Annotated in this window: 27 protein-coding genes; 6 read left to right on the plus strand and 21 right to left on the minus strand. The window is 40.6% G+C overall.

Features of this window, described 5'->3' with window-relative positions; translation table 11 throughout:
- Positions 1-53 precede the first annotated feature (53 nt).
- The 8 genes from ACLGGR_RS11920 to rpmG form a co-directional block, all read right to left on the minus strand.
- Positions 54-1973, minus strand: a complete 1920-nt coding sequence (locus ACLGGR_RS11920) for an LTA synthase family protein (RefSeq protein ID WP_142946008.1) — start codon at positions 1971-1973, stop codon at positions 54-56.
- Positions 1974-2186: 213 nt separating this feature from the next.
- Positions 2187-3140: an ROK family glucokinase gene (locus ACLGGR_RS11925; protein WP_251216531.1), complete on the minus strand. Its 954-nt coding sequence runs from the start codon at positions 3138-3140 to the stop codon at positions 2187-2189.
- 13 nt (positions 3141-3153) lie between these two features.
- Positions 3154-3357: a YqgQ family protein gene (locus ACLGGR_RS11930; protein ID WP_048238888.1), complete on the minus strand. Its 204-nt coding sequence runs from the start codon at positions 3355-3357 to the stop codon at positions 3154-3156.
- A gap of 70 nt (positions 3358-3427) precedes the next feature.
- On the minus strand, positions 3428-4966 hold the full coding sequence (locus ACLGGR_RS11935; RefSeq protein WP_410973126.1) for a rhomboid family intramembrane serine protease: 1539 nt from the start codon (positions 4964-4966) through the stop codon (positions 3428-3430).
- 86 nt (positions 4967-5052) lie between these two features.
- A complete protein-coding gene (locus ACLGGR_RS11940; RefSeq protein WP_162473402.1) occupies positions 5053-5226 on the minus strand; it encodes a hypothetical protein in 174 nt (57 codons plus the stop codon).
- 100 nt (positions 5227-5326) lie between these two features.
- The gene (locus ACLGGR_RS11945; protein WP_410973127.1) at positions 5327-5791 is read right to left on the minus strand and encodes a hypothetical protein; all 465 of its coding nucleotides are present in this window, start codon (positions 5789-5791) and stop codon (positions 5327-5329) included.
- Positions 5792-5924: 133 nt separating this feature from the next.
- A complete protein-coding gene (locus ACLGGR_RS11950; protein ID WP_410973128.1) occupies positions 5925-6485 on the minus strand; it encodes a 5-formyltetrahydrofolate cyclo-ligase in 561 nt (186 codons plus the stop codon).
- A gap of 48 nt (positions 6486-6533) precedes the next feature.
- A complete protein-coding gene (rpmG, locus tag ACLGGR_RS11955) occupies positions 6534-6683 on the minus strand; it encodes a 50S ribosomal protein L33 (RefSeq protein WP_008360061.1) in 150 nt (49 codons plus the stop codon).
- A 431-nt stretch (positions 6684-7114) separates the two neighbouring features.
- Here rpmG and ACLGGR_RS11960 point away from each other — a divergent pair, with 431 nt between their 5' ends.
- Positions 7115-7462: a hypothetical protein gene (locus ACLGGR_RS11960; RefSeq protein ID WP_024422989.1), complete on the plus strand. Its 348-nt coding sequence runs from the start codon at positions 7115-7117 to the stop codon at positions 7460-7462.
- Positions 7459-7959: an endolytic transglycosylase MltG gene (locus ACLGGR_RS11965; RefSeq protein ID WP_024422990.1), complete on the plus strand. Its 501-nt coding sequence runs from the start codon at positions 7459-7461 to the stop codon at positions 7957-7959. Before ACLGGR_RS11960 ends, ACLGGR_RS11965 begins: the two co-directional genes overlap by 4 nt.
- 43 nt (positions 7960-8002) lie before the next feature.
- Here the strand turns inward: ACLGGR_RS11965 and pstB (ACLGGR_RS11970) are convergent, their stop codons facing one another.
- The 9 genes from pstB (ACLGGR_RS11970) to ACLGGR_RS12010 form a co-directional block, all read right to left on the minus strand.
- Positions 8003-8785 (minus strand): phosphate ABC transporter ATP-binding protein PstB, encoded by a 783-nt coding sequence (gene pstB / locus ACLGGR_RS11970; RefSeq protein ID WP_041106885.1) that lies wholly within the window; start codon positions 8783-8785, stop codon positions 8003-8005.
- 15 nt (positions 8786-8800) lie between these two features.
- Positions 8801-9613: a phosphate ABC transporter ATP-binding protein PstB gene (pstB, locus tag ACLGGR_RS11975; protein WP_034280171.1), complete on the minus strand. Its 813-nt coding sequence runs from the start codon at positions 9611-9613 to the stop codon at positions 8801-8803.
- A 23-nt stretch (positions 9614-9636) separates the two neighbouring features.
- Positions 9637-10521: a phosphate ABC transporter permease PstA gene (gene pstA / locus ACLGGR_RS11980; RefSeq protein WP_410973129.1), complete on the minus strand. Its 885-nt coding sequence runs from the start codon at positions 10519-10521 to the stop codon at positions 9637-9639.
- Complete coding sequence (gene pstC / locus ACLGGR_RS11985; RefSeq protein ID WP_024422994.1) at positions 10521-11447, minus strand: phosphate ABC transporter permease subunit PstC; 927 nt, start codon at positions 11445-11447, stop codon at positions 10521-10523. The genes pstA and pstC overlap by 1 nt, the downstream gene beginning before the upstream one ends.
- A gap of 79 nt (positions 11448-11526) precedes the next feature.
- Positions 11527-12444, minus strand: coding sequence for a phosphate ABC transporter substrate-binding protein (locus ACLGGR_RS11990; RefSeq protein WP_048238894.1), 918 nt, complete (start codon positions 12442-12444; stop codon positions 11527-11529).
- Between the two features lie 214 nt (positions 12445-12658).
- Positions 12659-14794, minus strand: coding sequence for a peptidoglycan D,D-transpeptidase FtsI family protein (locus ACLGGR_RS11995; RefSeq protein ID WP_285846171.1), 2136 nt, complete (start codon positions 14792-14794; stop codon positions 12659-12661).
- Positions 14795-14916: 122 nt separating this feature from the next.
- Positions 14917-16203: an MFS transporter gene (locus tag ACLGGR_RS12000; protein WP_095409022.1), complete on the minus strand. Its 1287-nt coding sequence runs from the start codon at positions 16201-16203 to the stop codon at positions 14917-14919.
- A 122-nt stretch (positions 16204-16325) separates the two neighbouring features.
- On the minus strand, positions 16326-16934 hold the full coding sequence (gene sodA, locus ACLGGR_RS12005) for a superoxide dismutase SodA (protein ID WP_007501264.1): 609 nt from the start codon (positions 16932-16934) through the stop codon (positions 16326-16328).
- A 182-nt stretch (positions 16935-17116) separates the two neighbouring features.
- A complete protein-coding gene (locus tag ACLGGR_RS12010; protein ID WP_039180001.1) occupies positions 17117-17602 on the minus strand; it encodes a DUF456 domain-containing protein in 486 nt (161 codons plus the stop codon).
- Between the two features lie 145 nt (positions 17603-17747).
- On the opposite strand from ACLGGR_RS12010, the gene ACLGGR_RS12015 reads away from it, so the two are divergent.
- Positions 17748-18506: a DUF1189 domain-containing protein gene (locus ACLGGR_RS12015; RefSeq protein WP_142945440.1), complete on the plus strand. Its 759-nt coding sequence runs from the start codon at positions 17748-17750 to the stop codon at positions 18504-18506.
- Between the two features lie 74 nt (positions 18507-18580).
- Here ACLGGR_RS12015 and ACLGGR_RS12020 read toward each other — a convergent pair whose 3' ends face one another.
- Positions 18581-19126, minus strand: a complete 546-nt coding sequence (locus tag ACLGGR_RS12020) for a GNAT family N-acetyltransferase (RefSeq protein WP_251216523.1) — start codon at positions 19124-19126, stop codon at positions 18581-18583.
- 201 nt (positions 19127-19327) lie between these two features.
- Here ACLGGR_RS12020 and ACLGGR_RS12025 point away from each other — a divergent pair, with 201 nt between their 5' ends.
- Together ACLGGR_RS12025 and ispG are read left to right on the plus strand one after the other, a co-directional pair.
- Positions 19328-19630 (plus strand): hypothetical protein, encoded by a 303-nt coding sequence (locus ACLGGR_RS12025; RefSeq protein WP_039180007.1) that lies wholly within the window; start codon positions 19328-19330, stop codon positions 19628-19630.
- Positions 19631-19735: 105 nt separating this feature from the next.
- The gene (gene ispG / locus ACLGGR_RS12030) at positions 19736-20851 is read left to right on the plus strand and encodes a flavodoxin-dependent (E)-4-hydroxy-3-methylbut-2-enyl-diphosphate synthase (protein WP_024423001.1); all 1116 of its coding nucleotides are present in this window, start codon (positions 19736-19738) and stop codon (positions 20849-20851) included.
- Positions 20852-20895: 44 nt separating this feature from the next.
- Here ispG and ACLGGR_RS12035 read toward each other — a convergent pair whose 3' ends face one another.
- On the minus strand, positions 20896-21258 hold the full coding sequence (locus ACLGGR_RS12035) for a DUF308 domain-containing protein (RefSeq protein ID WP_039180010.1): 363 nt from the start codon (positions 21256-21258) through the stop codon (positions 20896-20898).
- 139 nt (positions 21259-21397) lie between these two features.
- Between ACLGGR_RS12035 and ACLGGR_RS12040 the strand changes: the two genes are divergently transcribed.
- Positions 21398-21976 (plus strand): 5' nucleotidase, NT5C type, encoded by a 579-nt coding sequence (locus ACLGGR_RS12040; protein WP_142945443.1) that lies wholly within the window; start codon positions 21398-21400, stop codon positions 21974-21976.
- 66 nt (positions 21977-22042) lie between these two features.
- On the opposite strand, the gene ACLGGR_RS12045 is transcribed toward ACLGGR_RS12040, so the two are convergent.
- Together ACLGGR_RS12045 and ACLGGR_RS12050 are read right to left on the minus strand one after the other, a co-directional pair.
- A complete protein-coding gene (locus ACLGGR_RS12045) occupies positions 22043-22960 on the minus strand; it encodes an ROK family protein (protein ID WP_410973130.1) in 918 nt (305 codons plus the stop codon).
- 225 nt (positions 22961-23185) lie between these two features.
- Positions 23186-23998 (minus strand): leucine-rich repeat domain-containing protein, encoded by an 813-nt coding sequence (locus tag ACLGGR_RS12050; protein ID WP_410973131.1) that lies wholly within the window; start codon positions 23996-23998, stop codon positions 23186-23188.
- Between the last annotated feature and the right edge of the window lie 232 nt (positions 23999-24230).

The raw sequence follows: 24230 nt of genomic DNA on the forward strand, positions 1-24230 counted from the left end.
CAGGCAAAAAAAGAAAACCTCTGCTTCTAAAATAGCAGAGGTTTTTTCATCTGTTAGGACGCCTTTTTCAGCTCCGTTTCACCTTCTTTTTTGGATGGTGAATGGTCCGGGCTGTTTCGATCATAAAATCTAAGGAGATCCCCGTAGATGATTTGATCAGAGAATTGAAGCTCCTGCTTCGCTTTCTCTTCATAAGACTGACACACGTTTTTATCATCTGCTGGCTCGCCTGTTTCTTTGTTGTAGCAAACACCATCTGTAAAAATGCTGTCCTTCGTAATAAAGCTTCCATCACGGAGTACTGTAAAGTCATTCGTATCTTTCGATAAAAGGTCATGACCAAATTGAATTTGTTTACTTGTATCAATTCCTAGAAGATTGAGTACAGTTGGACGGATATCGACCTGACCGCCTACCGTATCAATTTCTTTTGGATGTTGATCTGTCACCCCTGGAATGTGTACAACAAACGGGACTTTTTGAAGCTGCACTTCTTCAAATGGCGTAATCTCTTTATTTAAGAATTGTCCCATGGCTTCGTTATGGTTTTCAGAAATTCCGTAGTGATCCCCATACAAAACAAAAATGGAGTTATCGTATAACCCAGCTTCCTTCATCTTTTTAAAGAAAAGCTTAAGAGCTTCATCTTGATAACGCACTGTAGGGAAGTACTTGTTCAGCGTTTTACTCTTTGAATCATATTCATCAATGAGCTTATCTTCTTCATCTAAATCAAAAGGGAAATGGTTCGTTAATGTAATCAATCTCGTATAGAAAGGCTGCGGGATCGATTTCATTAATTCAGCGGACTGCTCAAAGAATGGACCATCTTTCAGTCCCCAGCCAACTGAGTTTTCTTCATTCACATCAAATGATTTAATATCAAAGAACTTGTCGTAGCCAAAGCTATCGTAGATAAGGTCGCGGTTCCAGAAACTTTTGTTATTCGCATGAATAACAGAAGAATGGTAGCCCTCATCCTTTAACAGCTCAGGTGTCGCTGTAAACTCATTGCTTGGATTTGTGAAGAATACAGCCCCTCTTCCAAGTGGATAAAGAGAATTATCTACTATAAACTCTGAGTCAGATGTTTTCCCTTGACCTGTTTGATGGTAAAAATTAGTAAAGTTATAACTCTTCTTGATCAATTTGTTTAAAAACGGAGTAATTTCTTTCCCGTTTAATTTTTCATTGATCACGAAACTCTGTGTAGACTCAAGTGATACAAGAATGACATTTCGTCCTTTTGCTTGACCAAATGTCTTTTCATTACGGTCCGTTTGATTTGCGCTTACATAGTTTTCAATTTCAGTTAAGCTATTACTGTCAGCAAGAGCTCGTTGGGCGGACTGCTTCGATTGCAATACCCCATCATAAATATGGAAGTTATATAAGCTGATATTTTTCACCAGCATCTCACGGTCAAATGAGCGAGTAAGCAGTTCTGGTCTTTCTGTTTCAGCTAAACCAAGGTTAAAGAAAAATGTAGCTGCCACAAATAAGTAATATGCCGCTCGTTCTTTTCGTGAAATGGTGACATCTGTTCTAAAGGAAGGCTGTTTTTTATAGAGCCAAATTAAAATGATGATATCAACGAACATCAGTAAATCGACTGGTTCAATTAAAGAGGTAATACTTGACCCGAGGTCACCCATATTGTTTGTTTGAAATAGGACGGGGATGGTTAGAAAATCACTATAGAATCGATAAAACACAATGTTGGCTAACAAAATGAATGTTAGGATAAAGCTTGTCACGATGATATATCGATTGCGATTTTTTTCTTTGAAAAATAAACCGATACCGAAGATAAACAAAAGAAAGCTAAGCGGATTAATAAACAGGATAAACTCCTGCATGAAATTTTCAATTTTAATATTGAAGCTAGATTTATAGATAACATAGGTTTTGACCCACATGAGCAATGTCGCAATCAGTAAAAATGAAATCGCCTTTAATCTTTTCTTTCGCATTGTAACCTCCTTATGCTAAGCACGCACCCAGGCTCGAGATATACCCTAATTATTGGTGCTTCTTGAAAAATAACTAAAGTATATCTTATCCTGTATATGATGGAAAATCAATGTCTTTTTCCTCATGACAAACTTATGAATATGCTAAACATCCAATTTCATGCCTATCTATCGCTTTTTTTAATAAAAATGACATCATTATGACTTTTTTGTTCAGGACAGCCATTTGGTTTTTGCCATCCATGCTCCGCCGATGACACCTGCATCGTTTCCGAGTGATGCAATCAATACTTCGACATCGTCTGCGCAAGGCGGGAAAGCATGCTGTTTCACAATGCGCTCTACTTTACTGCGAAGAAGCTCACCTGCTTTTGAAACACCGCCGCCAATGACAATTTTTGTAGGGTTTAAAGCACTAGCAAGATTCGCTAGGACAAGTCCAAGATGTGTCGTCACTTCTTCTACGACACGCATTGCAAGATCATCTCCGTTTTCTGCCGCTTCAAATACATTCTTTGCTGATAGCGAAGCGAGCGTGCCAAGTGAAGATGTATGCTGCTCGGTTTCTAATTTATCCTTTGCAATCCGGACGATGCCGGTTGCAGATGCGATCGTTTCAATACAGCCTGTTCTTCCGCAGTTACACGGTGCTCCTTGGAATGGAACGGCACAAATATGGCCTATTTCTCCTCCAGCACCTGTCTCCCCTTGAACAACTTCACCGTTTACGATGATGCCGCCGCCAACCCCCGTTCCAAGTGTGACCATCAGGATATTTTTTGCGCCATCTCCTGCACCCTTCCACATTTCACCGAGTGCAGCAATATTCGCATCATTTTCAATGACAGATGGAAGTCCCGTCTCTGCCTCTAGGTGATCTTTCAAGGGGTAGTTTGTCCAGCCCAGATTCGTTGTTTTATAGACGATTCCCGATACTTTATCTACAGGTCCAGGTGCACCCATTCCGATCCCAATAAGTGCTGATTTCGGCATACTGATCTCAACCAGTTTATGGTCAATTGATTTGGCAATATCGACTGTGATCGTCTGCCCAGATTTATCCGTAGGAATCTCCCACTTATGCTGTATTTCACCATATAGATTAATGAACGCAAGCTTAATTGTCGTACCGCCAAGATCAATACCTACAAACCAATCCCCTGTCATATGCCCTCCACCTTCACATTGTTTTTCGATTTAATTTGGCTAGTTCCATTTGAAGAATGGTCATTGCGTTTGACCATTCTGTCCGGTCAATAACGCCCGATGTATACATTTCCTTCAATTCGTCTGCCATAAATTCTAGTTCTACTTCACGATCTCCGAAATACACATAATTTCCAAATCTCATGAGCAGCTGCTGTACATCATATAACGTTTTCATTGTTTCCACCATTTCTTCTCATCAACAGATAGGATAAGCGTATTCATAAATGCGCTTTCAGTCAAGTCATTCAACGTGTTTGACTATTTTCTATATATTGTTTCAACTTTAATAATTGATCATTTTGAGGATCTTGTTTTAACGCTTTCTCTAATAGATCCTCTGCTTTCGCTGTCTCTCCTTTTTCTACAAATAGCAACGATAAATGATACAGTTTATTTGGATCATCTGGATCTTTTTCAAGAGACTTTTGCAAAAATTGAATAGCTTTATCAAGGCGGCCCTGCTGCGCTTCGGATAGTGCATAGATATGAAGTGCTTCAGCTGATGCATCTTGATCGTGCACATATTCCTCTAGTTGTTCACTTGCTTCGCTATACTTTTTCTCATCAAATAAACTTGCTGCCTCACTTGCTGCCGCTGCTTCCTTTTGATCGTCAGAATGAAACCCTGTATACAACCCAAAACCGCCAATAAAGAGCAAAGCAGCACTTGCAAGAAGCATTTTGACAGGCTGCACCTGTTTAGGCAGACGGACAGCTAATGCCGTGAAAAAACCGCCAACCAGACCGCCAAGATGCCCTGCATTATCAATACCTGATACAGTGAAGCCTATTCCTAGGTTAATGAGTATAATGACAATAATATTTGTCCCCATCGTCCGAAAGAAAAGCTTTCGGTTTGAGATGGCTAAATATAACAGTGCACCTAAACAGCCAAAGATCGCGCCTGATGCGCCGGCTGCAATTGCCGTATTAAACACAAAGCTCGCAATGGAGCCAAAAATGCCGGAAATGAAATAGATGAGCAAAAATCTTCCCGACCCATAAATTCTCTCAACAGCTGCTCCGACGGACCAAAGAGCAAAAGTATTAAAGAGTAAGTGCGTCAAACCAATATGTAAAAACATTGGTGTAATCAGGCGCCACCATTCACCATCTAAGATCAGCACATTATTTTTAGCACCGAATGCTGTTAAAGTTGCGGTATTGGTACTTCCGCCTGACAGTTCAAGTAAAAGAAACATCACCACTTGAACAGCGATCAGCAAGTAGGTGAAAATGGGTCTGCCATTTTGAAAAACGGCCAAATCTCGTTCACGCTGCTTTTCCTGATCATCAAATGCCTGAAGCACGTTCATTTTCAGCTGCATTGCATCCTCAGCTGTGTCTCGCTTCGCTTCTTCTACATCAACTGCAAGAGATGTATTCAGCCATTTTTGCAGTTCGTTTACATCGTTTTGAAGCGTGTCTGCATTAAGTAACACAGGAGTAACTGTCACCTTATTCTCTTTTTGCGGCTGACCGCTTAGGTCTTCCCAATCATCTACTGGAACATCAGTTGTAAATTGCAGCTGCAGGAGATGAAGAGATCGTTTGCGCATTGCTTCTCTGAGCTGATTGATCCGATATGTTTGCTCCTCGATATCTCGAACGATCTCTTGCCTGAAATTCACATCTTTTCTATATAGACGGATGAGATCATAACCTGAGTTTCGTGGTGCTTCAAAAAAAATTTCATTTTCTGGGTACGGACTTTGAATCATCTCGTATCCTTTTTGTCTTAATTCATCAACAACTCGCCAAAATAGACTATCTATGACATTCATACATTCGCGCTCCATTTTTTACATTATTATAGCAAGAATCGTTCTTATCCGCATTTCTAAACAAAAAAATCCCGGCTTTTGCGGGATTAGAATGCTTGGCGAATAAATTTCGTCCGAAAATATGGGATTTTCATCAGCCATTTAATTAAAAAGTGACGTACTTGATTTTGGCCTAAAATCAAATTCATGAGCCGATAACGATTTTGCACGAGAACGAATGCAAACAGTGTGAACACAATGCTCCAAATCATTTTATTCATCATATTCCCTCCTATGTTCGTATCGTGGCTTAAATAGGATTTGTTTATGCATGAACCATCGTTTTTATCGCTTACTATGGCTTCTTTTATTAACCAGCCTTCACAATCTAATCCCTTGTTCTTTTGATTGAATATAATAGACCTCTCCGCAATCTGATTGATCAAAAGAAACGTCAAAATGATGAAGATCGATTAAATCCTTGAAAGTATGAGGCAGCTTACAATTCCGCTCTAACTCTTCAAGCTTGTGCGGGAAGTAACTGTCGTATGGATTTGGTGTATGAACATATACAGCGTCTAAACCAGGGTCATGTTCGTGAATACAAATCCAAGTTTGGTATGGCCTTTCAAAGCCTTCTAGCTGTTTTAGCAGCCTATAATATAAAGCGATATGAGCTTTAATATGCTCTCTTCTTATTTTTAAGCTATTTCCCCCAAATCCAAAAAAATCAAGGTGCGTATGCCAAAAATAAAACCATGAATCATGATCAAGTTTTAAGTCACAAGTATTCACTTCCTCCCACATATGACGGAAGTATCTTTTCTTTCCGCGAAATTTTTTCAAAACATATCCCTCCGTCAGCTAAAATGTCCTTTAATGAAGAATGTTGATCGCTATCGTTCATGTGACTTTTGATCACAAGCAAGCACCTTCGCTCAACACAAAAAGCCCGTTCTTACGTATAAGCAGCGGACTTTTATTTTCGATATAAGGTACCTTTCTCACTGACCATGATTGAGACCGGGATGTCGTGTGTTTCAGCCGGAATATGCTCAGTTTGCTGTACTGTCAAACAAAGGGCAAGTGTTTCGCCGTGATAATCAGCTAAATACCGGTCATAATAGCCGCCCCCATATCCGATACGGTAGCCTTGTCGATCGAAGCATACCCCAGGAACAATGATAAGATCGATCACTTTTTTATGTACAGCTGACGATGACGCAGGATCGGGTTCCCACAGCCCAAAGTATCGGGATATCATTTTCGTTTCCAGTGTATATTCATAAAACGTCATCTCTTTTGTTTCCGGAAAACAGGTGGGTACACATACTGTTTTCCCCTCCTGCCATGCTTTTTCAATTAGAGGCTTTGTCGGTACCTCTTTTCCTCTAGACATGGTAAGTGCAATCGTATTCGCTTGTTTCCATGCTGGCAGTTGAAACAAGTGCTCATGAAGTAAAGCAGTGCTTCGCTTGAATTCCTCAGCACTCATCTGTTCCAGCTTGGCTAATGTTTGAAGACGAAGCTCTTTTTTCACACAGATCATCTCCCATCATAAAAAAACAGCAGGAAAATTCCCTGCTGCTTACTTTGTTTCACGATGTAAAGTTTGTTTTTTATCACGTGAGCAATACTTTTTGAATTCAACGCGATCTGGATTGTTTCGCTTATTCTTTTTAGTAATATAGTTACGCTCACCGCATTCAGTGCAAGCTAGAGTAATATTTACGCGCATGTTTTTCCCTCCAAACTAAAATCAATTCACATTCAGACCTAACTATAATACCACTTCTAGCTTAGGAATGCTAGAATGTTTTTTCACCAATTTCAATTTCAGTGCAATCCTGTCCGCGTTCTGATCCATATCGCACGTTCATTTCATGAAAAATGGCCTGCTCCCCTATAAAACCTCAATCTTTGTCGTACTGTATACATGAGAATCCCTCTTTTCCCCCACTGCCTCTTTTATTTTGACAGCGGGCAAGGTTTTCATACTCGTTTTTCATATAAAAAGAAAAAAGATGAAAAAAAGGTGATTTTTTCAGCAATTCCTTTTGAAACTAGCTTTTTTATGGTATAAAAAAGAAGGGTCGAAAACTGTCTGAAACAATCATGAAAGCCTTTTATGGCTTTCAGCATTAAAATATGAATAAAAGGTGATGAAACATGGAAATTGCAATTATCGGATTGCTTGTTGTCAGTATCGTACTGATCGCATTCTCATATTTTCAAAGAGAGCCGATTAAAGAAGTCGAGCAGGAACTTGAAACACTTCAACTATCTGCAATGCAAGAAATCTATAAACTGAAAAAGAAAATGAAGGTTCTTGAAGAAGAATTGCTTGAGACAAACATCGTCGTCCGCAAACATTCAGAAATTGATCCATCTATCGCAAGACAAATCATTTCAAAGCATCAAAATGGCATGTCTCCTGAGGCCATTGCGCGCGCTGAGCATGTATCTGTAGATGAGGTCAACATGATCATTAAAGACAACGAGAAGGTGCTTGTATGACGAAAAAAAGCATCCAAACGTTTGCGGCAGGCATGATTCTTGCAACTGGTGTTCTGGCGATCGTTTTTTTCCTCACTGGAAAAGATGAAGCGGCTGCTGATACAACAACAAAAGAAACGCTCGCAGCGAAAGTAACAGACACTGACGTGAAAAACTATTTAGACTCTAAAAAAGAAGTCTCCGTCAGCCGTGAAACATATCAGCAGCTTCTCGATTATAAAGAAAAAGCACTGAAAGCAAATGAAGACGGTGATTCTAAGAATGATAAAGAAACATCGGACAAGCCTAAAGGCAAATCGGTCAAATTTGTCATTAAAAACGGGATGAGCACAAGTGATGTTTCAGACATGCTTGAAAAAGACGGAATCATCAACTCGTCTAAAGATTTTAATGATTACGTGATTGACGCCGGCTACCATAAAGAAATTCGTGCGGGCAAGTTCAATTTAAAAACAGGGATGACGTTCAAACAAATCGTCAAAGCCTTAACAAAATAACAACAAAAACCCTCTGGCGGCGCTGACCTCCAGGGGGTTTTTATTATCCAAATCGACCAGATATATAATCATTTGTTCTTTGGTCATTTGGCTCAGAGAACATCACATTCGTATCATTGACCTCAACAAGCTCCCCCATTAAAAAGAAGGCTGTTCGGTCTGATACCCTAGCCGCTTGCTGCATGTTATGCGTCACAATGGCAATCGTGTATTTCTCTTTTAATTTCATAATCAATTCTTCAATCTTTAATGTTGAGACTGGATCAAGCGCTGATGTTGGTTCATCCATTAGTAAAATGTCTGGACTTGTGGCAATGGCTCTTGCGATACAAAGACGCTGCTGCTGACCGCCGGAAAGACCTAATGCAGGCGCACTTAATCGATCTTTCACTTCATCCCAAAGGGCAACATCACGAAGCGCTTTTTCAGCGATTTCTTTCAATTGCTGCTTGCTCTTCACTCCATGAATTCTTGGTCCGTAGACGACATTATCAAAGATAGACTGAGGAAATGGGTTCCCTTTTTGAAAGACCATCCCGACGTTTTTACGCAGCTCCACTAGATCGACACGGCCTTTTAAAATATTGTCACCGTTATACATCATATCCCCGGTAATTTTCACACCTGGCACTGTTTTGACCATGAGATTTAAGGTCTTTATAAATGTTGACTTTCCGCAGCCGGACGGACCGATAATCGCTGTGACTTCATGCTCTCTAATGTCTAAATCAATATGCTTCAGTGCGTGATGCTGTCCGTACCAAAGGTTCATATCATTCACACGAAACACTTCTTTTTTGGCTGTTTCAGTAGCTACTGCATTCATCAAAATCCACCCGCCTTATCCAAATCGACCATTGATATAGTCTTCTGTTTTTTGCTGCGCAGGACGTGTAAAGATACGTTCAGTGGCATCATATTCTACTAGATCACCGTTCAGGAAAAAGGCCGTATGATCAGATACACGTAACGCTTGCTGCATGTTGTGTGTCACAATGACGATCGAATAATCATTTTTCAACTCTGATAATAGCTCTTCAATTTTTGCATTTGAGATCGGGTCTAGGGCAGAAGCAGGTTCATCTAATAAAAGAACGCTGGGCTTCATCGCAAGTGTACGTGCAATACAAAGGCGCTGCTGCTGACCACCGGATAATGACAACGCCGAGCGGTGCAGACGATCTTTGACTTCATCCCACAGCGCCGCTTTTGTTAAACTTTCCTCTACCGCATCATCAAGCACTGATTTTCTTTTTTCACCCGCATACTTTAACGCATGGGTAATGTTATTGTAGATCGATTTAGGAAATGGGTTTGGTTTTTGGAAAACCATACCGATTTCTCTTCTTAAATTCACCACATTAATGCGATCATCTAAAATATTGAGCCCTTCGTACATGATCGCCCCTTCACTTCTCGCACCTGGGATCAAGTCGTTCATGCGGTTAATGCTGCGTAAAAAGGTTGATTTCCCGCAGCCAGATGGGCCGATTAATGCGGTAATTGCGTTCTTCTCAATTTCAAATGAAATGTGATTGACCGCTCTTTTTTCACCATAATAAATGCTTAAATCCTGCACCTGTAAAATCTGTTCCGCTTGAAGTGGAGCCTTTTTTGCTGCAATCTCTTTTTTTTCTGCTAGCATTTGAACCATATCCCCTTCACACCTCTCTCACATTATTTTGACGTTAGCTTCTTATGAATAAATGAACCAAGCCATCTAGCTGCTAAGTTGAATACTAAAACTGAAAGCACGAGTACGGCTGATGCACCATTTGCAATGGCCTCTGCATCTGGAATGATTCCTTGTGTATTGACATTCCATATATGAACGGCTAATGTTTCTGCCGGTCTAAAAATATTCAGCGGTGACGTATCAGAAAATGGACTCCAGTTTGTAAAATCAAGACGTGGTGTGGTGAGGCCTGCTGTGAAAAGAAGCGCTGCTGCCTCCCCGAAGACTCTTCCTGACGCTAAAATCGCACCGGTAATAATAGAAGGAATCGCACCTGGAATCAGGACCGTCTTCACTGTATGCCATTTCGTCACACCGAGCGCTAGTGATGCTTCCTTTTGATCCTTCGGTACAGAGCGAAGCGCGTCTTCTGTCACCCTGACCATCACTGGCAGATTAAACACCGTGAGCGCAAGAGCTCCTCCGATGATCGTATAACCCCAGCCTGTTAAATTAACAAACATGAGTAAACCAAACATACCAATGACAATGGAAGGAAGTGAAGACAGCACTTCAATACATGTGCGAATAAAATCAGTGACTTTGTTTTGAGGCGCATATTCAGCCATGTACACTCCGCCGCCGACACCAAGTGGTACTGTGATCAGCATTGTAATAAACAAAATGTAAAACGAGTTAAACAGCTGATCCCTAATGCCTCCGCCAGAGCCAATTGCACTTGAGCGAGTTGTCAAAAAGTCAAAATTTAATTCTTTTGCACCGTTGAAGATGATATAAGAAAACAAACCAACTAGGATCGCCGTAATAATGGCGGCACATAATCCAAAAATAAACGTGGCAAAACGATCGGTCATTTTGCTATTCATTAAATTTTCCTCCTAGACGACAAGTATCTGATAATGAGAATGAACATAAACGATACAACTAGAAGGACAAGCCCCATTGACCAAAGTGTATTGTTTTCAACACTTCCATACGTTGTGTGACCCATGTTTAACGTAATAATGGTTGTTAACGTACCAGCTGTATCCATAATGCTCTCTGGTAAATTACGCGTGTTTCCAATGACCATCTGAACGGCAAGGGCTTCTCCAAATGCTCTTGCCATCCCAAGAACGACCGCTGTCATTAATGTTGGAAGAGCTGCCGGTACAAGCACACGTCTAATCGTTTGCCATCTTGTTGCGCCAAGTGCATACGATCCCTCACGCAAACTTTTTGGAAGGGAAGCCATTGCATCAGTTGCAATGGATGTAACGGTTGGCAGAATCATAATAGACAGGACAATTGTTCCTGCTAATACGCTATGCCCTGAGCCGCTTGACTTGAAATGTCCGATAAACGGCACCAATACTGTAAGACCTATGAATCCGTAAACAACGGATGGAATCCCTACAAGCAATTCAATGACTGGCTGGAGAATTTTCCGGCCCCATGCAGGTGCAATTTCTGTCATAAAGATCGCTCCTGCGATGCCTAGCGGCGCTGCAATGAGTGCCGAGAGAAGTGTGACGGCGATCGATCCAAAGATAAAAGGAAATGCACCGTACTCCGGGTTTTCTGCTGTTGGGTTCCAATTGATACTGGTTAAGAACTCAATTGGGCTTACACCATTTACGATGAAAGATTGTAAACCCTTAATGCCAAGAAAGATGGTGATGGCGATGGATACTGCAATCATTAAGAATGCGCAGAATTTCACCAAAATACTTCCTCTTACTTCATCCATTTGCCTATTTTTCTTCGAGCTGATCAGTCGATCGCTCGCTTCTGTATGTTCTATCTGCTTCATCTTTTTCTACACTCCTATGAATGTCATAAAAGGAAAAGTGAAATGCTCCACTTTTCCTTCATCAGCAATTCAAGACCTCTTACTTATCTGATTGTTTGCCTGCCGCATCTCTTTCTACTTTCATATTAGAGACTGAGATGTAGCCTTGGTCTTTGACGATTTCTTTTTGTACTTCGTCACTCATAAGGTAATCTAAGAATTGTTTTGCTAGACCTTCCGGCTCACCTTTTGTATAAGAGTGCTCGTATGCCCAAATTGTATATTTACCGCTTTCTACATTGCTTTCTTCCGGTTTCACACCATCAATGCTAAGCGGTGTAATTTTGTCATCTGTTAAATAAGAGAATGCTAGGTATCCAACCGCACCTGGTGTTTCTGCAATCAGTTTTTTCACTGTGTTTGAAGAATCTTCTGTGATTCCTTCTGCAGGTGTTGCGCCATCAAGTGCATATTTCACAAATGTTGCACGAGTTCCTGAAGAATCAGGTCTGTTTACAAGCGTGATTTTTTGGTCTTTCCCGCCAAGCTCTTTCCAGTTTTTGATTTTACCAGTGAAGATTTTTTTCAATTCGTCCTTTGTGATGTCTTTGACACCCACTTCAGGGTTTACAGCTGCGGCCATTCCAACAACTGCTACTTTGTGGTCTTTTAAAGCTTTTGCGTCGATTCCGTCTTTCTCTTCAGCGAATACATCTGAGTTACCAATTTGTACAGATCCTTCTGAAACTTGAGAAAGTCCTGTTCCCGAACCGCCGGCTTGTACTTGAATATCGGCTTTTGGATGTTTATCCATGAATTTTTCTGCTGCCGCAAGAACTAAAGGCTGCATCGCAGACGATCCTGAGATGGTAATGGAGCCTGATGCTTCATCTTTGTTTGAAGCATTTCCTTTACTGTCTTTTGAATCTCCGCTTGAGCTGCTGTTTCCGCATGCTGTGACGAATGCTAACAATGCGATAGTAAGGAAAGTAAGCAGCCATAATTTGTTCTTTTTCATTTCAAGAATACCCCCTGAATAATTTGTCCTACGAGTAATACATTAAAGGTTCTTTATTAATTTCGTTTAAATGGAATGTTAAGGTTTTGTAAATGTCGAAGTTTTGTAGAGAAATTGCGGCGTTTTTTATGAATTTTGTCAATTTATATCGGAATTTTTGAAGAAAACGTAAAAAAACGCCCACAAAAAGTGAGCGTTTTTACCTATGAAAGGTCTAGTCATTTGTTTCTGCTTCATTTTCAATTTTGTTTTTGTTTTTCGCCTGTGTATCATCGCTTTCCTGTTTTGATTTCAGTTCAAAGTACTTGTCTAATACTTGTTCACCAATATCATTTGTAATTGGGTAGCGCTGGTTGTAGTCTTGATACACCCATGGCACGACAACGGAAATGGCCACTTCTGGATTATCAGCAGGCGCATACGCTACAAGCGTTGTGTTATAGGTCGGTGTACCGCGCTTGCTTTTAATTGGGCCGTCATAGAATGATTGAGCGGTTCCTGTTTTGCCTGCTGGATTATACTTTTTGTTGCCAAAGTTTGAATAGGCTGTCCCTCTTGGGTTCTGCATCACAAGCTTGAAGCCTTGCTGGACACGCTTGATTTCATCACTTGTCATGTCTAGCTTATTCAATACATCTGGTTTGACGGATTCCGTCACAGCTCCAATGCCGCGCTGCGGGTCTGGCTCTCTCACTTCTTTGACAAGCTGCGGACGTAATCGATACCCGCCATTTGCAATGGTTGAAACGTATTGCGCCATTTGCAGCGGTGTAAACGTATCATACTGTCCAATCGCATAGTCAAGTAAGAGCCCCGATTGTGTAGACGTTCCTCTGTAGCCCGTTGCTTCGTTTGGCAGGTCAATACCTGTTTTGACGCCAAGACCAAATTTACTGAAATTGTAGCGGAACGTATCAAATGCTTTCGGATCAATTGGGAGCGGCTGATTCTTACGATATTCGCTTTTCCCAATGGCGATCGCTGTTTTGAACATATATACGTTTGATGAACGCTCTAGTGCTGTTAAATCATTAATGACTCCCATATTTTGATAGGATTTCTTTGGCGGCGACTGGGCGATATAGAGAGGTTCATCGTATTGGGTACTTCCAATATGAATAGCGCCTGTTTTATATCCAGTCAGTACCGTTGCCCCTTTTACAGCTGATCCCATCGCATATGAGGATGTCATCGTTCCTAATGAGTAGTCATCGAATTTGTATTTTCCGTTTTTGTTAGAAATCTGCTTACCCGCAACAGAGAGAACCTCTCCATTTCTCGGGTCCATCATGACAACAAATGCGCGATCAAGAAGCTCTGTTCCCCCTCTTTGTTTCGCACTTCTCAAGTTCTTTTCAATAATTTTTTCAACTGCTTTTTGCAGCTGGATATCAATTGTAAGCACAAGGTCTTTCCCGCTCTTACCTTCTGTTAACACTTTAGAGCTTGTGACATTGCCCTGTTTATCAGTTGTACTTTGTTCTTTTTCTTTTTGACCTTGTAGCACATCTTCATATTGATATTCAAGATAGCTTTTTCCTACACGATCATTTCGGCTGTAGCCGAGTGATAGATAATGTTCAAGCAGTGACGACGGAAGACCTTCATCACTTGAAGACACACTGCCGAGCATACTGCGGAGCAGTCCTTTATACGGATAGCTGCGTGACCAGTCTGTCGTCACATCAACACCTGGAAGCTCGTCCAAATGCTCAGAGACGTAAGCAATTTCGCTTGGCTTGACATCTTCATTTTTAATAAATTGAGGTGTCAGTGCATAGCCTGCATCCATCTGCCTTTTAATGGCAAGCACTTGTAAATCTTTTTTCGTCAGTTGATTTAATTCCTTGTCTGTGATGCGTTTTAACTGAAGCTGATATAGTTTATCATCAGAAACCTTATCGTCACCCTTTAATTCCGATTCCTTTTGGACAAGCTTTTTCGCTTCATTCGGATGCGTTAAGATCCAGAAATCTTTTTTGTCACGATCTGTGATTTTTTTCGTACTCACATGAATCATATCCGCTAATTTTGATGCCACTTTGAGCCGCTCTTCTTGTGAAGTCGTTGAGGTTCTCGTATATGTAATGGCATTTAGCGCTTTATTGCTGACAATCGTATTATAGTTCCGATCGTAAATTTTTCCGCGCGGAGCAGATGAGCTGACATTCACATCCTCTTGTTTTTCTGCCTGCTTTTTATAATCTTCTCCATTGACAATTTGCACAAACCCGAGTCTAACGACAACGCCGGTAAAAATAATAAAGGCAGCTAAAAATAATAAATTTAGCCGGATCGGAAGTGTTTTGCGCCCTTCCTTCGCGTCTTTTTTGTTTTTCTTGTTTCTCATCACATCACCTTTTCTATCAAGAAAGAAATGGCACCCCTTTTTATGTATAAAAGGTGCCATCATCATTTTAGCGGTTTTTCTATCATTTATCTAGAAATTTGATGTTCCATTGGTAAGAAATTTTACCTTTCTCCCTTAATAAGGTTCGTGTGAGAAACTGGCTTTTGACCGTCAGCCTCTTTCATATCAGCTGTTTTTTCTTTCAAATGAATATCTTTTACAAAATAATAAATGAGGGTATGTCCCGCCCCGAGCACAACAAGAGATGCTGGGATTCCAAGCTCATCTCCTAGTAAGGTGACAGACAGCAGGAACAAAACAATCGAACAAATACGGCCGGCATTTAAAAATAGCTCTCTGACCACAATATATTCAATTCGGGCCTTTCTGGCATACCTTGCATGGCCGATGACATCATATGTTAAGGATACATAAGGAACAAGCAGGAGCGGATATCCTATTGCAATGGCTACCGCATACATCAGAAGTGAAACATAGGACAAGTGGAAGACAATTAAAAACAAGGCGCCGTATAAAATCAGTCCGCCAAGCATGATGGCCTTCTTCCGCCACTTTTTCTTAATCAAACGTGTAGCGAAGAAATAAGCAAAAAACGCAACACCTGAATTCACTAAACCAAACGTCCCGAGAGCAAGCTCACTGTTTGTTGCAATAAACACGAAGACACTGATTAAGAAGACAAAGACCCCTTCACGAAGCCCTTGAAAAAAATGAGCTGTTGTAATCTTACGCCAATTCTCGTCTGCATGGCGTTCTTTCCAAATTTGTTTGATAATAAATTTGCCTTTTGACTGCCTTCTTTTGAGGAAAAAGCTCATCACAACCGCTAGTGAAAACAAAAAAAGCGATAATGTGAAAATGACTGTGTAGCCTGTATCATCCGTTAACTGAGAAATGACAATCCCCGCAATGAGAGGGCCGATCATGCCAGCAGTTGAAGTAAGCACCCCGAGAAACCCATTAAAGAAGTCTCTAGTTTCAGGCTCGGTGATCTCAAAGGTGAGTACGTTAAAAGCAAGCCAGTAAAAACCATAGCCGATCCCAAGGACACTTCCCAATAAAACAAGCCGTGCGGCCGCTTGTTCTCCTGCCATTAAAACAATTAAATAAAAAGCGGCTAAAAAGATGACACCGAAACGAAGGACAAACGCCCGGTCTATTTTTTTAGCGAGCCGGCCAGCGAATAAAAACGTAATGGGCTGAAGCACCACAATGGCCAAGTTATAAATCGCAAGATCCGTGAATTTCCCGGACTGTTTCCATAAGTACACATTTACAAACGTATTCGAAAGCGCAATGGCAAGTGCATATAACCCGCCAATCGTGAGGAGGAGCAATAAATCTCTTGTAACATCCATGTCCCCGAACATTTTCTTTAATCTGCTCATACCATTCATTCTCCTTTTCTACACAATAGTCTGTCTCATCAAAAGGCAGATATGTAAAAAAAGGAGGGAAAATATAAAAAGACCTGCATCTCTAAAGAGCAGGTCTTTTCAAATCAAATGATTTATTTTGCTTCGCTGTAAAGGCGAGCTACTTCATCCCAGTTCACAACATTCCAGAATGCTGAAATGTAATCAGGACGACGGTTTTGGTAGTTTAGGTAGTAAGCATGCTCCCAAACGTCTAGTCCTAGAATTGGCGTTTTTCCTTCAGTTAAAGGAGAATCTTGGTTTGGCGTGCTTGTGATTTCAAGTTTTCCGTTGTTTACAACAAGCCATGCCCAACCAGAACCAAAGCGTCCTGCAGCTGCTGCAGCGAAATCAGATTTGAATTTTTCAAATCCACCTAATTCTTTTTCGATTGCATCTGCAAGTTCACCAGTTGGTGCGCCGCCACCGTTTGGTGAAAGAAGCGTCCAGAATAATGAGTGGTTCGCATGTCCTCCGCCATTGTTACGTACAGCTGTACGAATGTTTTCAGGCACTGAGTTTAAGTTAGCCACTAGCTCTTCAATTGATTGATCTTCAAGAGCTGATACACCTTCGATTGCTTTGTTTAAGTTTGTTACGTATGTGTTGTGGTGTTTTGTGTGGTGAATCGTCATTGTTTCCTTGTCGATATGTGGTTCTAATGCATCGTAAGCATATGGTAATTCTGGAAGTTTAAAAGCCATGGTTAAATTCCTCCTTAAAATGTATGTACTGAAATGCTTCCTTTGTAAGTCAGCAATTCACCCTACTCAAAGAGTATCAAAAGAAACAGCTTGTTTCAACGTTATTGCTCATGTTCTGAAACATTTCAGTGTTTATTTTGTATTTAGCCCTTTTGAAAAAGTTTTAAACACCCTTTTTCAACTTAGCGAAGGACATAAAATAAAAAGATGCCCAGCATCAGCGCTTGAATCAATCCTTTTGCAAAAACCCCTGATACAAATCCAATTAATGAGCCTAATCCGACTTTCACACTCGTCTTCAGGTCTTTTTGATGAACAAGGAGCTCTGCAATGACACTCCCAAGAAACGGACCAATAATAATTCCTGCAATCGGTATCACAAAAGGACCAGCTAATAACCCAATGGTGCTTCCCCAAATAGCTGCCTTGCTGCCGCCAAAGCGCTTTACCCCAATCAAGTTTGAGACATAATCTGCCGCAAATAAGACGGCAGTAAACATGGCCTGAATAAGCCAGAACGTCAGTGTAAGCGGCTCGAAGCTAAAGAAGAAACCATATAAAATAAATCCGAGAACCATAAAGACCACACTCGGAATAATTGGATAAACCAGTCCAACAAACGCAATGATAAATGCACAGCCAATCAGTATCCAATACAAAACGTCCAAGACCCTGCCGCCTCCTTTTTATATGCTGTATACATTATGCCTCATTCCTTCTATCTTAACCAGTGATGAAGGCCATACTTGTACTTGATGGATAGACATTGATACAATATGAGAAATAGAAAAGAATGTAGGAAGTGAATGGGTATTGAACGTATTTAATCTATTGTTAAAAGGAATTTATTCACCAAAAGATATTGCTAAAGCACGCTTTACAGGGATCGGTAAAGCAATTTTATTCATTTTTATCCTTTCAATCATCGCAGCAGTTCCTCAGGGGTATCATATGAGCCAAGAGGTCTCGAATGCGATGTCAGGATTTCAGCATGTGATCAAAAAAGATTTACCCGACTTTTCGATTGAAAAAGGTAAACTTCAAGCGGATCAAAGTGCACCGATAGAAAAAGAAGAAAACGGCATCACGATCATCTTTGATCCTGCTGAAAAAATAAAAGCAAGTGAGCTTGAATCAAAGCAAACGGCCATCGCTTTATTAAAGGAAAAAGCAGTGATTGCCATTGATGGACAAATGACAGATATTCCATACCAGCTCCTTGGTGGAACGCTGACAAAAGATGAACTCGCACGGGTCACAAATCAGAACCAAGCGATTATCATCCCTGTCATCTGTGTACTGCTATATCTATCAACTGCGGCTCTCATGTTTATCAGCGCAACATTCCTTGCGATGCTTGGTACATTTATTAAACGAATGCAGCAAAAAGAGCTGTCTTTCCAAATGCTTTGGAAGCTCTCCGCTTATTCACTCACATTAACAACGGTCTTTTTCGCGATCATGAGTGCATTAAACACGCCTGTTGCAAACTCATTTTTATTAAATTGGGTCATTAACTTTATCTTCTTATATCTTGTTGTTAAAGAAATACCTGCAAAAAAAAGTAAATGATCCATCCAACAAGGATTTGTCTACACAATGAAAGCTCCCCCGGCTCGGAGGAGCTTTTTATGTATGTTTATGCTCTAGGACTCATCTGGATGGATGATCGCAAACAAGTAGTGATCCTCCCACACTCCATTAATCTTTACTTTTTTACGATTTAGTCCCTCATTTTCAAAACCTGTCTTTTCAAGTACACGAATGGAACCCTTATTACTCGGCTTTACTCCAGCCTCAATACGATGGAGATTCAACTCAAAAAAGGCATAGTCAATGATTAAACGAATGGCTTCTGTCATATATCCATTTCCGCCCTGCCTTTGATCGAGTACATACCCGAGCCAAGCTCCTTCTATTGGACCTCTTACGACAGAACTTAATGAGATCGTCCCAATTAAGGCACCTGTTTCATTTAAGAAAATACCGTGCATGTAAGATTCATCTTGTGCACTTCTTTGCACACCGCGCTGAATGCGTTCAATTTGACGAGGTAACGTGAAGAAATCATCTTTGACCAAAGGTGTAAATTCCTGAAAATATGAGCGATTCTCAAGCTCTAATGTTAACAGTGATGCTGCATCATTTTCTGTTAGTGTTCTCACATATATATGCTGACTAACCTTCTTCATAAAATCCCCCCCCTGTTTATTTTATCATAATGGCCATATGAGGTTGCTCTCCTAATTACTACACCAACGCCCCAAGCAGTTTTTATTACAAGGCTTACTAGAACTAACTAGAACCATCCTTTTCAGCTTTTCTCCTCTTTTTGGTTCTATCATTTCAGGACATGCATAGACTGAAGTAAACTCTTAAAAGCGGTGAGTAAAATGCGGCGAATTCTTTTTTTACTAATCAGTTTGTTTGTCCTCTTTATTATCTTTTTTGATTTAAAAAATGGAACCATTCCTGTTGAGGAAAACCCAGCCGTTCCAGCAAGTGCCCTTCAAACAGCTGAGAAAAAGACATATAAGAACGTCACTGTAAAACAAGGTGAAACGGTCCTCTCCATCGTACATACAAGCAAGCCGCTTGATGATGTCATTAAAGATTTCGAGGAGCTGAATCAAGGTGTCAAAGCGAACGAAATCAGGGCAGGCAGCACATATAAGTTTCCTGTCTATAAGAGATAAAACGTTAATTCCTTGTCATTCATACAAAGAGACTGTTACAATATGAACTGTAAAACACGACGTACACGGCAAAGGATTGCTTGTACACTAAGGAGCGATTGACAAGTGAGTGAAGTCACACATCGTACTAAAACGCGTCCCGTCAAAGTGGGACCTTTAACTATAGGTGGAAATAATGAGGTTGTCATTCAAAGTATGGCAACAACCAAAACACATGATGTCGAAGCGACAGTCGCTGAAATTAAACGTTTAGAAGAGGCAGGCTGTCAAATCGTGCGTGTCGCATGTCCAGATGAGCGTGCAGCAAATGCAATTGCGGACATTAAAAAGCAAATTAACATCCCGCTTGTTGTGGATATTCATTTTGACTATAAGCTTGCTCTGAAAGCGATTGAAGCAGGCGCAGACAAAATCCGAATCAATCCAGGAAACATCGGAAGAAGAGAAAAAGTCGAAGCGGTTGTCAAAGCAGCAAAAGAAAAAGGCATTCCAATTCGTATTGGCGTAAACGCTGGTTCATTAGAGAAAAAAATTCTTGATAAATACGGCTATCCAACGGCAGATGGTATGGTCGAAAGTGCACTGCATCACATTAAAATTCTAGAAGACCTAGACTTTCATGACATCATCGTCAGTATGAAAGCATCTGATGTAAACCTTGCAATTGAGGCATATGAAAAAGCAGCTAAAGCCTTTGATTATCCTCTTCACCTTGGGATTACAGAATCAGGCACGTTATTTGCAGGTACAGTCAAAAGTGCAGCTGGACTTGGCGCTATTTTGAATATGGGGATTGGGAACACACTCCGCATTTCATTAAGTGCTGACCCAGTTGAGGAAGTAAAAGTAGCACGTGAATTGTTGAAATCATTTGGTCTTGCATCAAATGCAGCAACACTGATCTCCTGCCCAACTTGTGGACGAATTGAAATTGACCTCATCAGCATTGCAAATGAAGTCGAAGAATATATTTCTAAAATCAAAGCACCGATTAAAGTAGCTGTTCTCGGCTGCGCTGTAAACGGTCCAGGTGAAGCGCGTGAAGCGGACATCGGAATCGCAGGCGCTCGAGGCGAAGGCTTATTGTTCCGTAAAGGTGAAATTGTTCGTAAAGTGCCGGAAGAAACAATGGTCGAAGAACTGAAAAAAGAAATCGATAAAATCGCTGAAGAACATTATGCAAAAATGGAAGCTGAAAAAGAAAAACAAGCGAATGCCTAACAAAAAACGCCTGACTGGTGACGTCAGGCGTTTTTCTGTTCTTGTTAAAAGAACGGGGTGATAAATATGCCTAGGATGACGGAAACAATTCCGATCCCAATTGACCACGCGCCAAGCGCATGTGCTCCTTTTCTTCGTGCAATATAACCAACGACGATTGCCGCTACCCCTAATAGCACCGGCAAGACAAATAATGAGATAATCGCAATCGCGAGTGCTGTATAGCCTATCCCTTTACTGCCTGAATCGTCACCTGCATGGTCACGTCCTCGTCTATCTTCTCGATCTCTTGAAGCTTGATATGGCTCTGCAATTTCAGCAGCTGTTTCCTCTAAATAGCCATCATCATTACTAAAGTGTGTGTCGATTTCACGATCATTTCTTCTGAAATCCTCGTCTCTTTCCATGATCAATTCCCCCTTTTGGTTGATAGAAAGGAGCTTTTTTAGTATGAGCAAAAATGTCTGTTTCATGTTTGTTAAAACTTGCTGGAATTGTGAATTGATTATGTTACACTTTAAGAGTATAAAAATGAGGAGTGTGGGCATGTTACGTTTAGGAATTGATATTGATGGTACAGTGACGGCGCAGGACACCTTTGTTCCCTACTTAAATGAGTCGTTCCAATGTGCCATGACACTAGAAGATATGACAGAGTATGATTTGACGAAGCTTTTAAAGATTTCTCAAGAAGAATTTTGGGGCTGGATGGATCAGCACGAGCCTCTTATTTATAAACAGGCAGAGCCTGCTGAGGGTGCAAAAGAGATCCTCGACCAAATGAAGCAGCAGCACAAACTGATTTATATTACAGCAAGAAGGCAGCAGCATTCGGATATTACCTACAAGTGGTTTCAAGAACATGATGTGCACTATGATGCTATTGAGCTGGTTGGCGGTCATCATAAGTTGGAAGCCGTCCAAAAGCACAAGATTGATGTATTTTTTGAAGACCATCATGGCAATGCCACAATGATTGCAAAAGAAGCTGACATCCCGGTTATCCTTTTTAACTCCCCTTATAATCAAATGCCCGTTGACGACAGGATTATTCGCGTGAACAACTGGCAGGAAGCGTCTCAATGGATCAAACAATACGAACAGCGTCTGCAAACTGCTTATTAATGTAACTGAGCGAGCACCGAAGCGGAACAAACGCGAGGATTTGTCTACACGCTGAAGCCGATACATTTAATGTATCGGCTTTTTTGATGGAGCAAGCTGCCCTTCTTTCATGAGGAAATGGTACAGTGCCCCCTTCATGCCTGCCTGATTCAAGTAGTAGCAAGTTTCCAGTTTCACCTGAATGTTCTTCCACGCATGCAGTGTATGTAAATGTTTTTCAATGTTTTGTAATAAGTCTGGTCTTGCACTTACGCCCCCGCCGATAAGGATTTTCTCTGGGTTAAGAACAGTCGCTACATTGTAAATGCCAATGGCGATTCGCTTGTACCATTGATCCACCAGCTTCTCAATGGCCGGATCATGCTTCGTCTTTTCAAAAATCTCTTGGCCGTCTATTTGAGTACTTTGCGGAATTCCTTGCTTTTCTTTATAGCTCCGAATTAATCCAGCTGTTGAAGCGCTGCTGTTGAGAGTTGTAAACTGGCCATTTTCCGTTTCTGTCAGCATCATGCCAAATTCACCACCGCGGAAGGAAGCCCCGCGCACAAGCTGACCATCAGCAAAAATACCACCGCCAACACCCGTGCCAATCGTCATACAAATAAAGCTGTCACAATCTTTCGCATTGCCGCTATATTTTTCTGCGAGAGCTGCACAGTTCGCATCATTCTCCACTTCTACACGAAGAGACGTTTTCTCTTCTAAAAGTGTTTTTACATTTTGACCATTTAAGGCGATGATCGCGCCTGCAAATTCTGTATAACCTGATTCACTGTCTACAAAGCCTGGAAGACTGATGGCGATACCGTTCACATCCAACGTCCTTTGATATTCCTTGACTACATCTGCCATGGCTTCTAAAAACGGCTCAAGCTGACGGCAGTTCGTTTCATAATCACCGCTCGTGACCAGCTCTCCATCCTGATCCATTAATCCATGTTTCGTTCTCGTCCCGCCTACATCAAACACGACATAATACGCCACTTTTGACCCTCCCTTTACTCCTAAAGACGCAACTTACTTCAGTACCTTGTTCTCATTTTAATAAAACAGCCGCCCTTTGTAAAACGTTTTCAAAAAGACAAAAGGTTCGGTTTTGAAGAAGAAAATATCAATTAGAACACCATTTAGCATGAAGTTTATTATGGTATTCACCATTAAATTAGCAATAGAAAAAGCAATGGAATTGATTTTCCATTGCTTTTTAAGTTAATTTATATACTTTTCTTGGTAGGCTTTAAATTGTTCTTCGTATTTTTGCAACTTTTCCCCATCAACTTTTGAATTTAATTTCGGTTTTCGTTTTCCAATCACCATCACATCTTTATCGACAATAGGACTTGATAAAAAGATGTATGGTGCAAAACGATCACACTTCGTATTTGGAAGGGTTACGGATAACCTAGCATATTCTTCTGTCGGGAATTGGTTCGAAATTTCAAGTTCCTCGAGTCCCTCTAATTCCGATATCGGCTCTAAAGACTCGTCCTTTACTTTTATATTTGATAAGCACAGATATTTTAATTTCTTGAGGTATCTTAAAGGTTGAAGAGTATTTAAGTTTAATGAATTAAAAAGACCACCCGACAATTCTAACAATTCTAAATCAGTTTTTTTCTGCAAAGGGGCTATGTCATTTAACTTTGAAAAATCTGTTATGGATAAAGATTTTAAAAAAGTGTTTTTTGATAAATCCCATAAACTTTGTGCCTTTGTATTCCATTCAAGTGCCAATACCTCAACATCTTTAAGAGAACTTATGATTGATAAATCTTCTACTCTCAGTTCACGCATATAGAGCATTTTGGGATTAACTAAGCTCAAGATCGTATTGAATTCCTTTTGGTTCACTTTGTAAATCCACAATTTCGTCAGGTTAGAAAAAGATTTCAACCTTTCAATGTTTATTGTTTTTCCTGTGATTAACAACTCAGTGGAATGTTCATCTACATCAGCTAAATCATTAACGTATTCTGGTCGTTCATCAATATGAAAAATATATTGAGGGTGTTCTGTTAGCATTCTTTTACCTCCACATCTACTAATGACGGAATATCTAAATTAATTTTATCAGAATTTTGGAGTCAAAACGTGATCCTCGTTAGCTCCTGCCGATATTTCTTCGGAAGAAACAAGGGAATTTAATAAAATGCCTATATAAAAACAAATAAAAGAACTCCAATTCAAATACGAATTGGAGTTCTAATCAGCTGACTGATCTATTCTTTCTACCTTAAAACCGAGCCCGTTACTC

Origin of the sequence: Bacillus sp. BD48, assembly GCF_046566805.1 — a bacterium.
In the GTDB taxonomy this organism is placed as follows: Bacteria; Bacillota; Bacilli; order Bacillales; family Bacillaceae; genus Bacillus; species Bacillus safensis.

Excerpts from the sequence above, each read along its gene's own strand:
- pstA (WP_410973129.1), bottom strand. The coding sequence starts at position 10,521 with ATGAATAGCAAAATGACCGATCGTTTTGCCACGTTTATTTTTGGATTA.
- ACLGGR_RS11925 (WP_251216531.1), bottom strand. The coding sequence starts at position 3,140 with ATGACAGGGGATTGGTTTGTAGGTATTGATCTTGGCGGTACGACAATT.
- ACLGGR_RS11995 (WP_285846171.1), bottom strand. The coding sequence starts at position 14,794 with ATGAGAAACAAGAAAAACAAAAAAGACGCGAAGGAAGGGCGCAAAACA.
- ACLGGR_RS11990 (WP_048238894.1), bottom strand. The coding sequence starts at position 12,444 with ATGAAAAAGAACAAATTATGGCTGCTTACTTTCCTTACTATCGCATTG.
- pstB (WP_041106885.1), bottom strand. The coding sequence starts at position 8,785 with ATGAATGCAGTAGCTACTGAAACAGCCAAAAAAGAAGTGTTTCGTGTG.
- ACLGGR_RS12040 (WP_142945443.1), top strand. The coding sequence starts at position 21,398 with ATGTTACGTTTAGGAATTGATATTGATGGTACAGTGACGGCGCAGGAC.
- ACLGGR_RS12025 (WP_039180007.1), top strand. The coding sequence starts at position 19,328 with ATGCGGCGAATTCTTTTTTTACTAATCAGTTTGTTTGTCCTCTTTATT.
- ACLGGR_RS11960 (WP_024422989.1), top strand. The coding sequence starts at position 7,115 with ATGGAAATTGCAATTATCGGATTGCTTGTTGTCAGTATCGTACTGATC.
- ACLGGR_RS12000 (WP_095409022.1), bottom strand. The coding sequence starts at position 16,203 with ATGAGCAGATTAAAGAAAATGTTCGGGGACATGGATGTTACAAGAGAT.
- ACLGGR_RS12050 (WP_410973131.1), bottom strand. The coding sequence starts at position 23,998 with ATGCTAACAGAACACCCTCAATATATTTTTCATATTGATGAACGACCA.
- ACLGGR_RS12020 (WP_251216523.1), bottom strand. The coding sequence starts at position 19,126 with ATGAAGAAGGTTAGTCAGCATATATATGTGAGAACACTAACAGAAAAT.
- ACLGGR_RS12035 (WP_039180010.1), bottom strand. The coding sequence starts at position 21,258 with ATGGAAAGAGACGAGGATTTCAGAAGAAATGATCGTGAAATCGACACA.
- ACLGGR_RS11920 (WP_142946008.1), bottom strand. The coding sequence starts at position 1,973 with ATGCGAAAGAAAAGATTAAAGGCGATTTCATTTTTACTGATTGCGACA.
- ACLGGR_RS11935 (WP_410973126.1), bottom strand. The coding sequence starts at position 4,966 with ATGAATGTCATAGATAGTCTATTTTGGCGAGTTGTTGATGAATTAAGA.
- ACLGGR_RS11930 (WP_048238888.1), bottom strand. The coding sequence starts at position 3,357 with ATGAAAACGTTATATGATGTACAGCAGCTGCTCATGAGATTTGGAAAT.
- pstC (WP_024422994.1), bottom strand. The coding sequence starts at position 11,447 with ATGAAGCAGATAGAACATACAGAAGCGAGCGATCGACTGATCAGCTCG.
- sodA (WP_007501264.1), bottom strand. The coding sequence starts at position 16,934 with ATGGCTTTTAAACTTCCAGAATTACCATATGCTTACGATGCATTAGAA.
- ACLGGR_RS11940 (WP_162473402.1), bottom strand. The coding sequence starts at position 5,226 with ATGAATAAAATGATTTGGAGCATTGTGTTCACACTGTTTGCATTCGTT.
- pstB (WP_034280171.1), bottom strand. The coding sequence starts at position 9,613 with ATGGTTCAAATGCTAGCAGAAAAAAAAGAGATTGCAGCAAAAAAGGCT.
- rpmG (WP_008360061.1), bottom strand. The coding sequence starts at position 6,683 with ATGCGCGTAAATATTACTCTAGCTTGCACTGAATGCGGTGAGCGTAAC.
- ACLGGR_RS11965 (WP_024422990.1), top strand. The coding sequence starts at position 7,459 with ATGACGAAAAAAAGCATCCAAACGTTTGCGGCAGGCATGATTCTTGCA.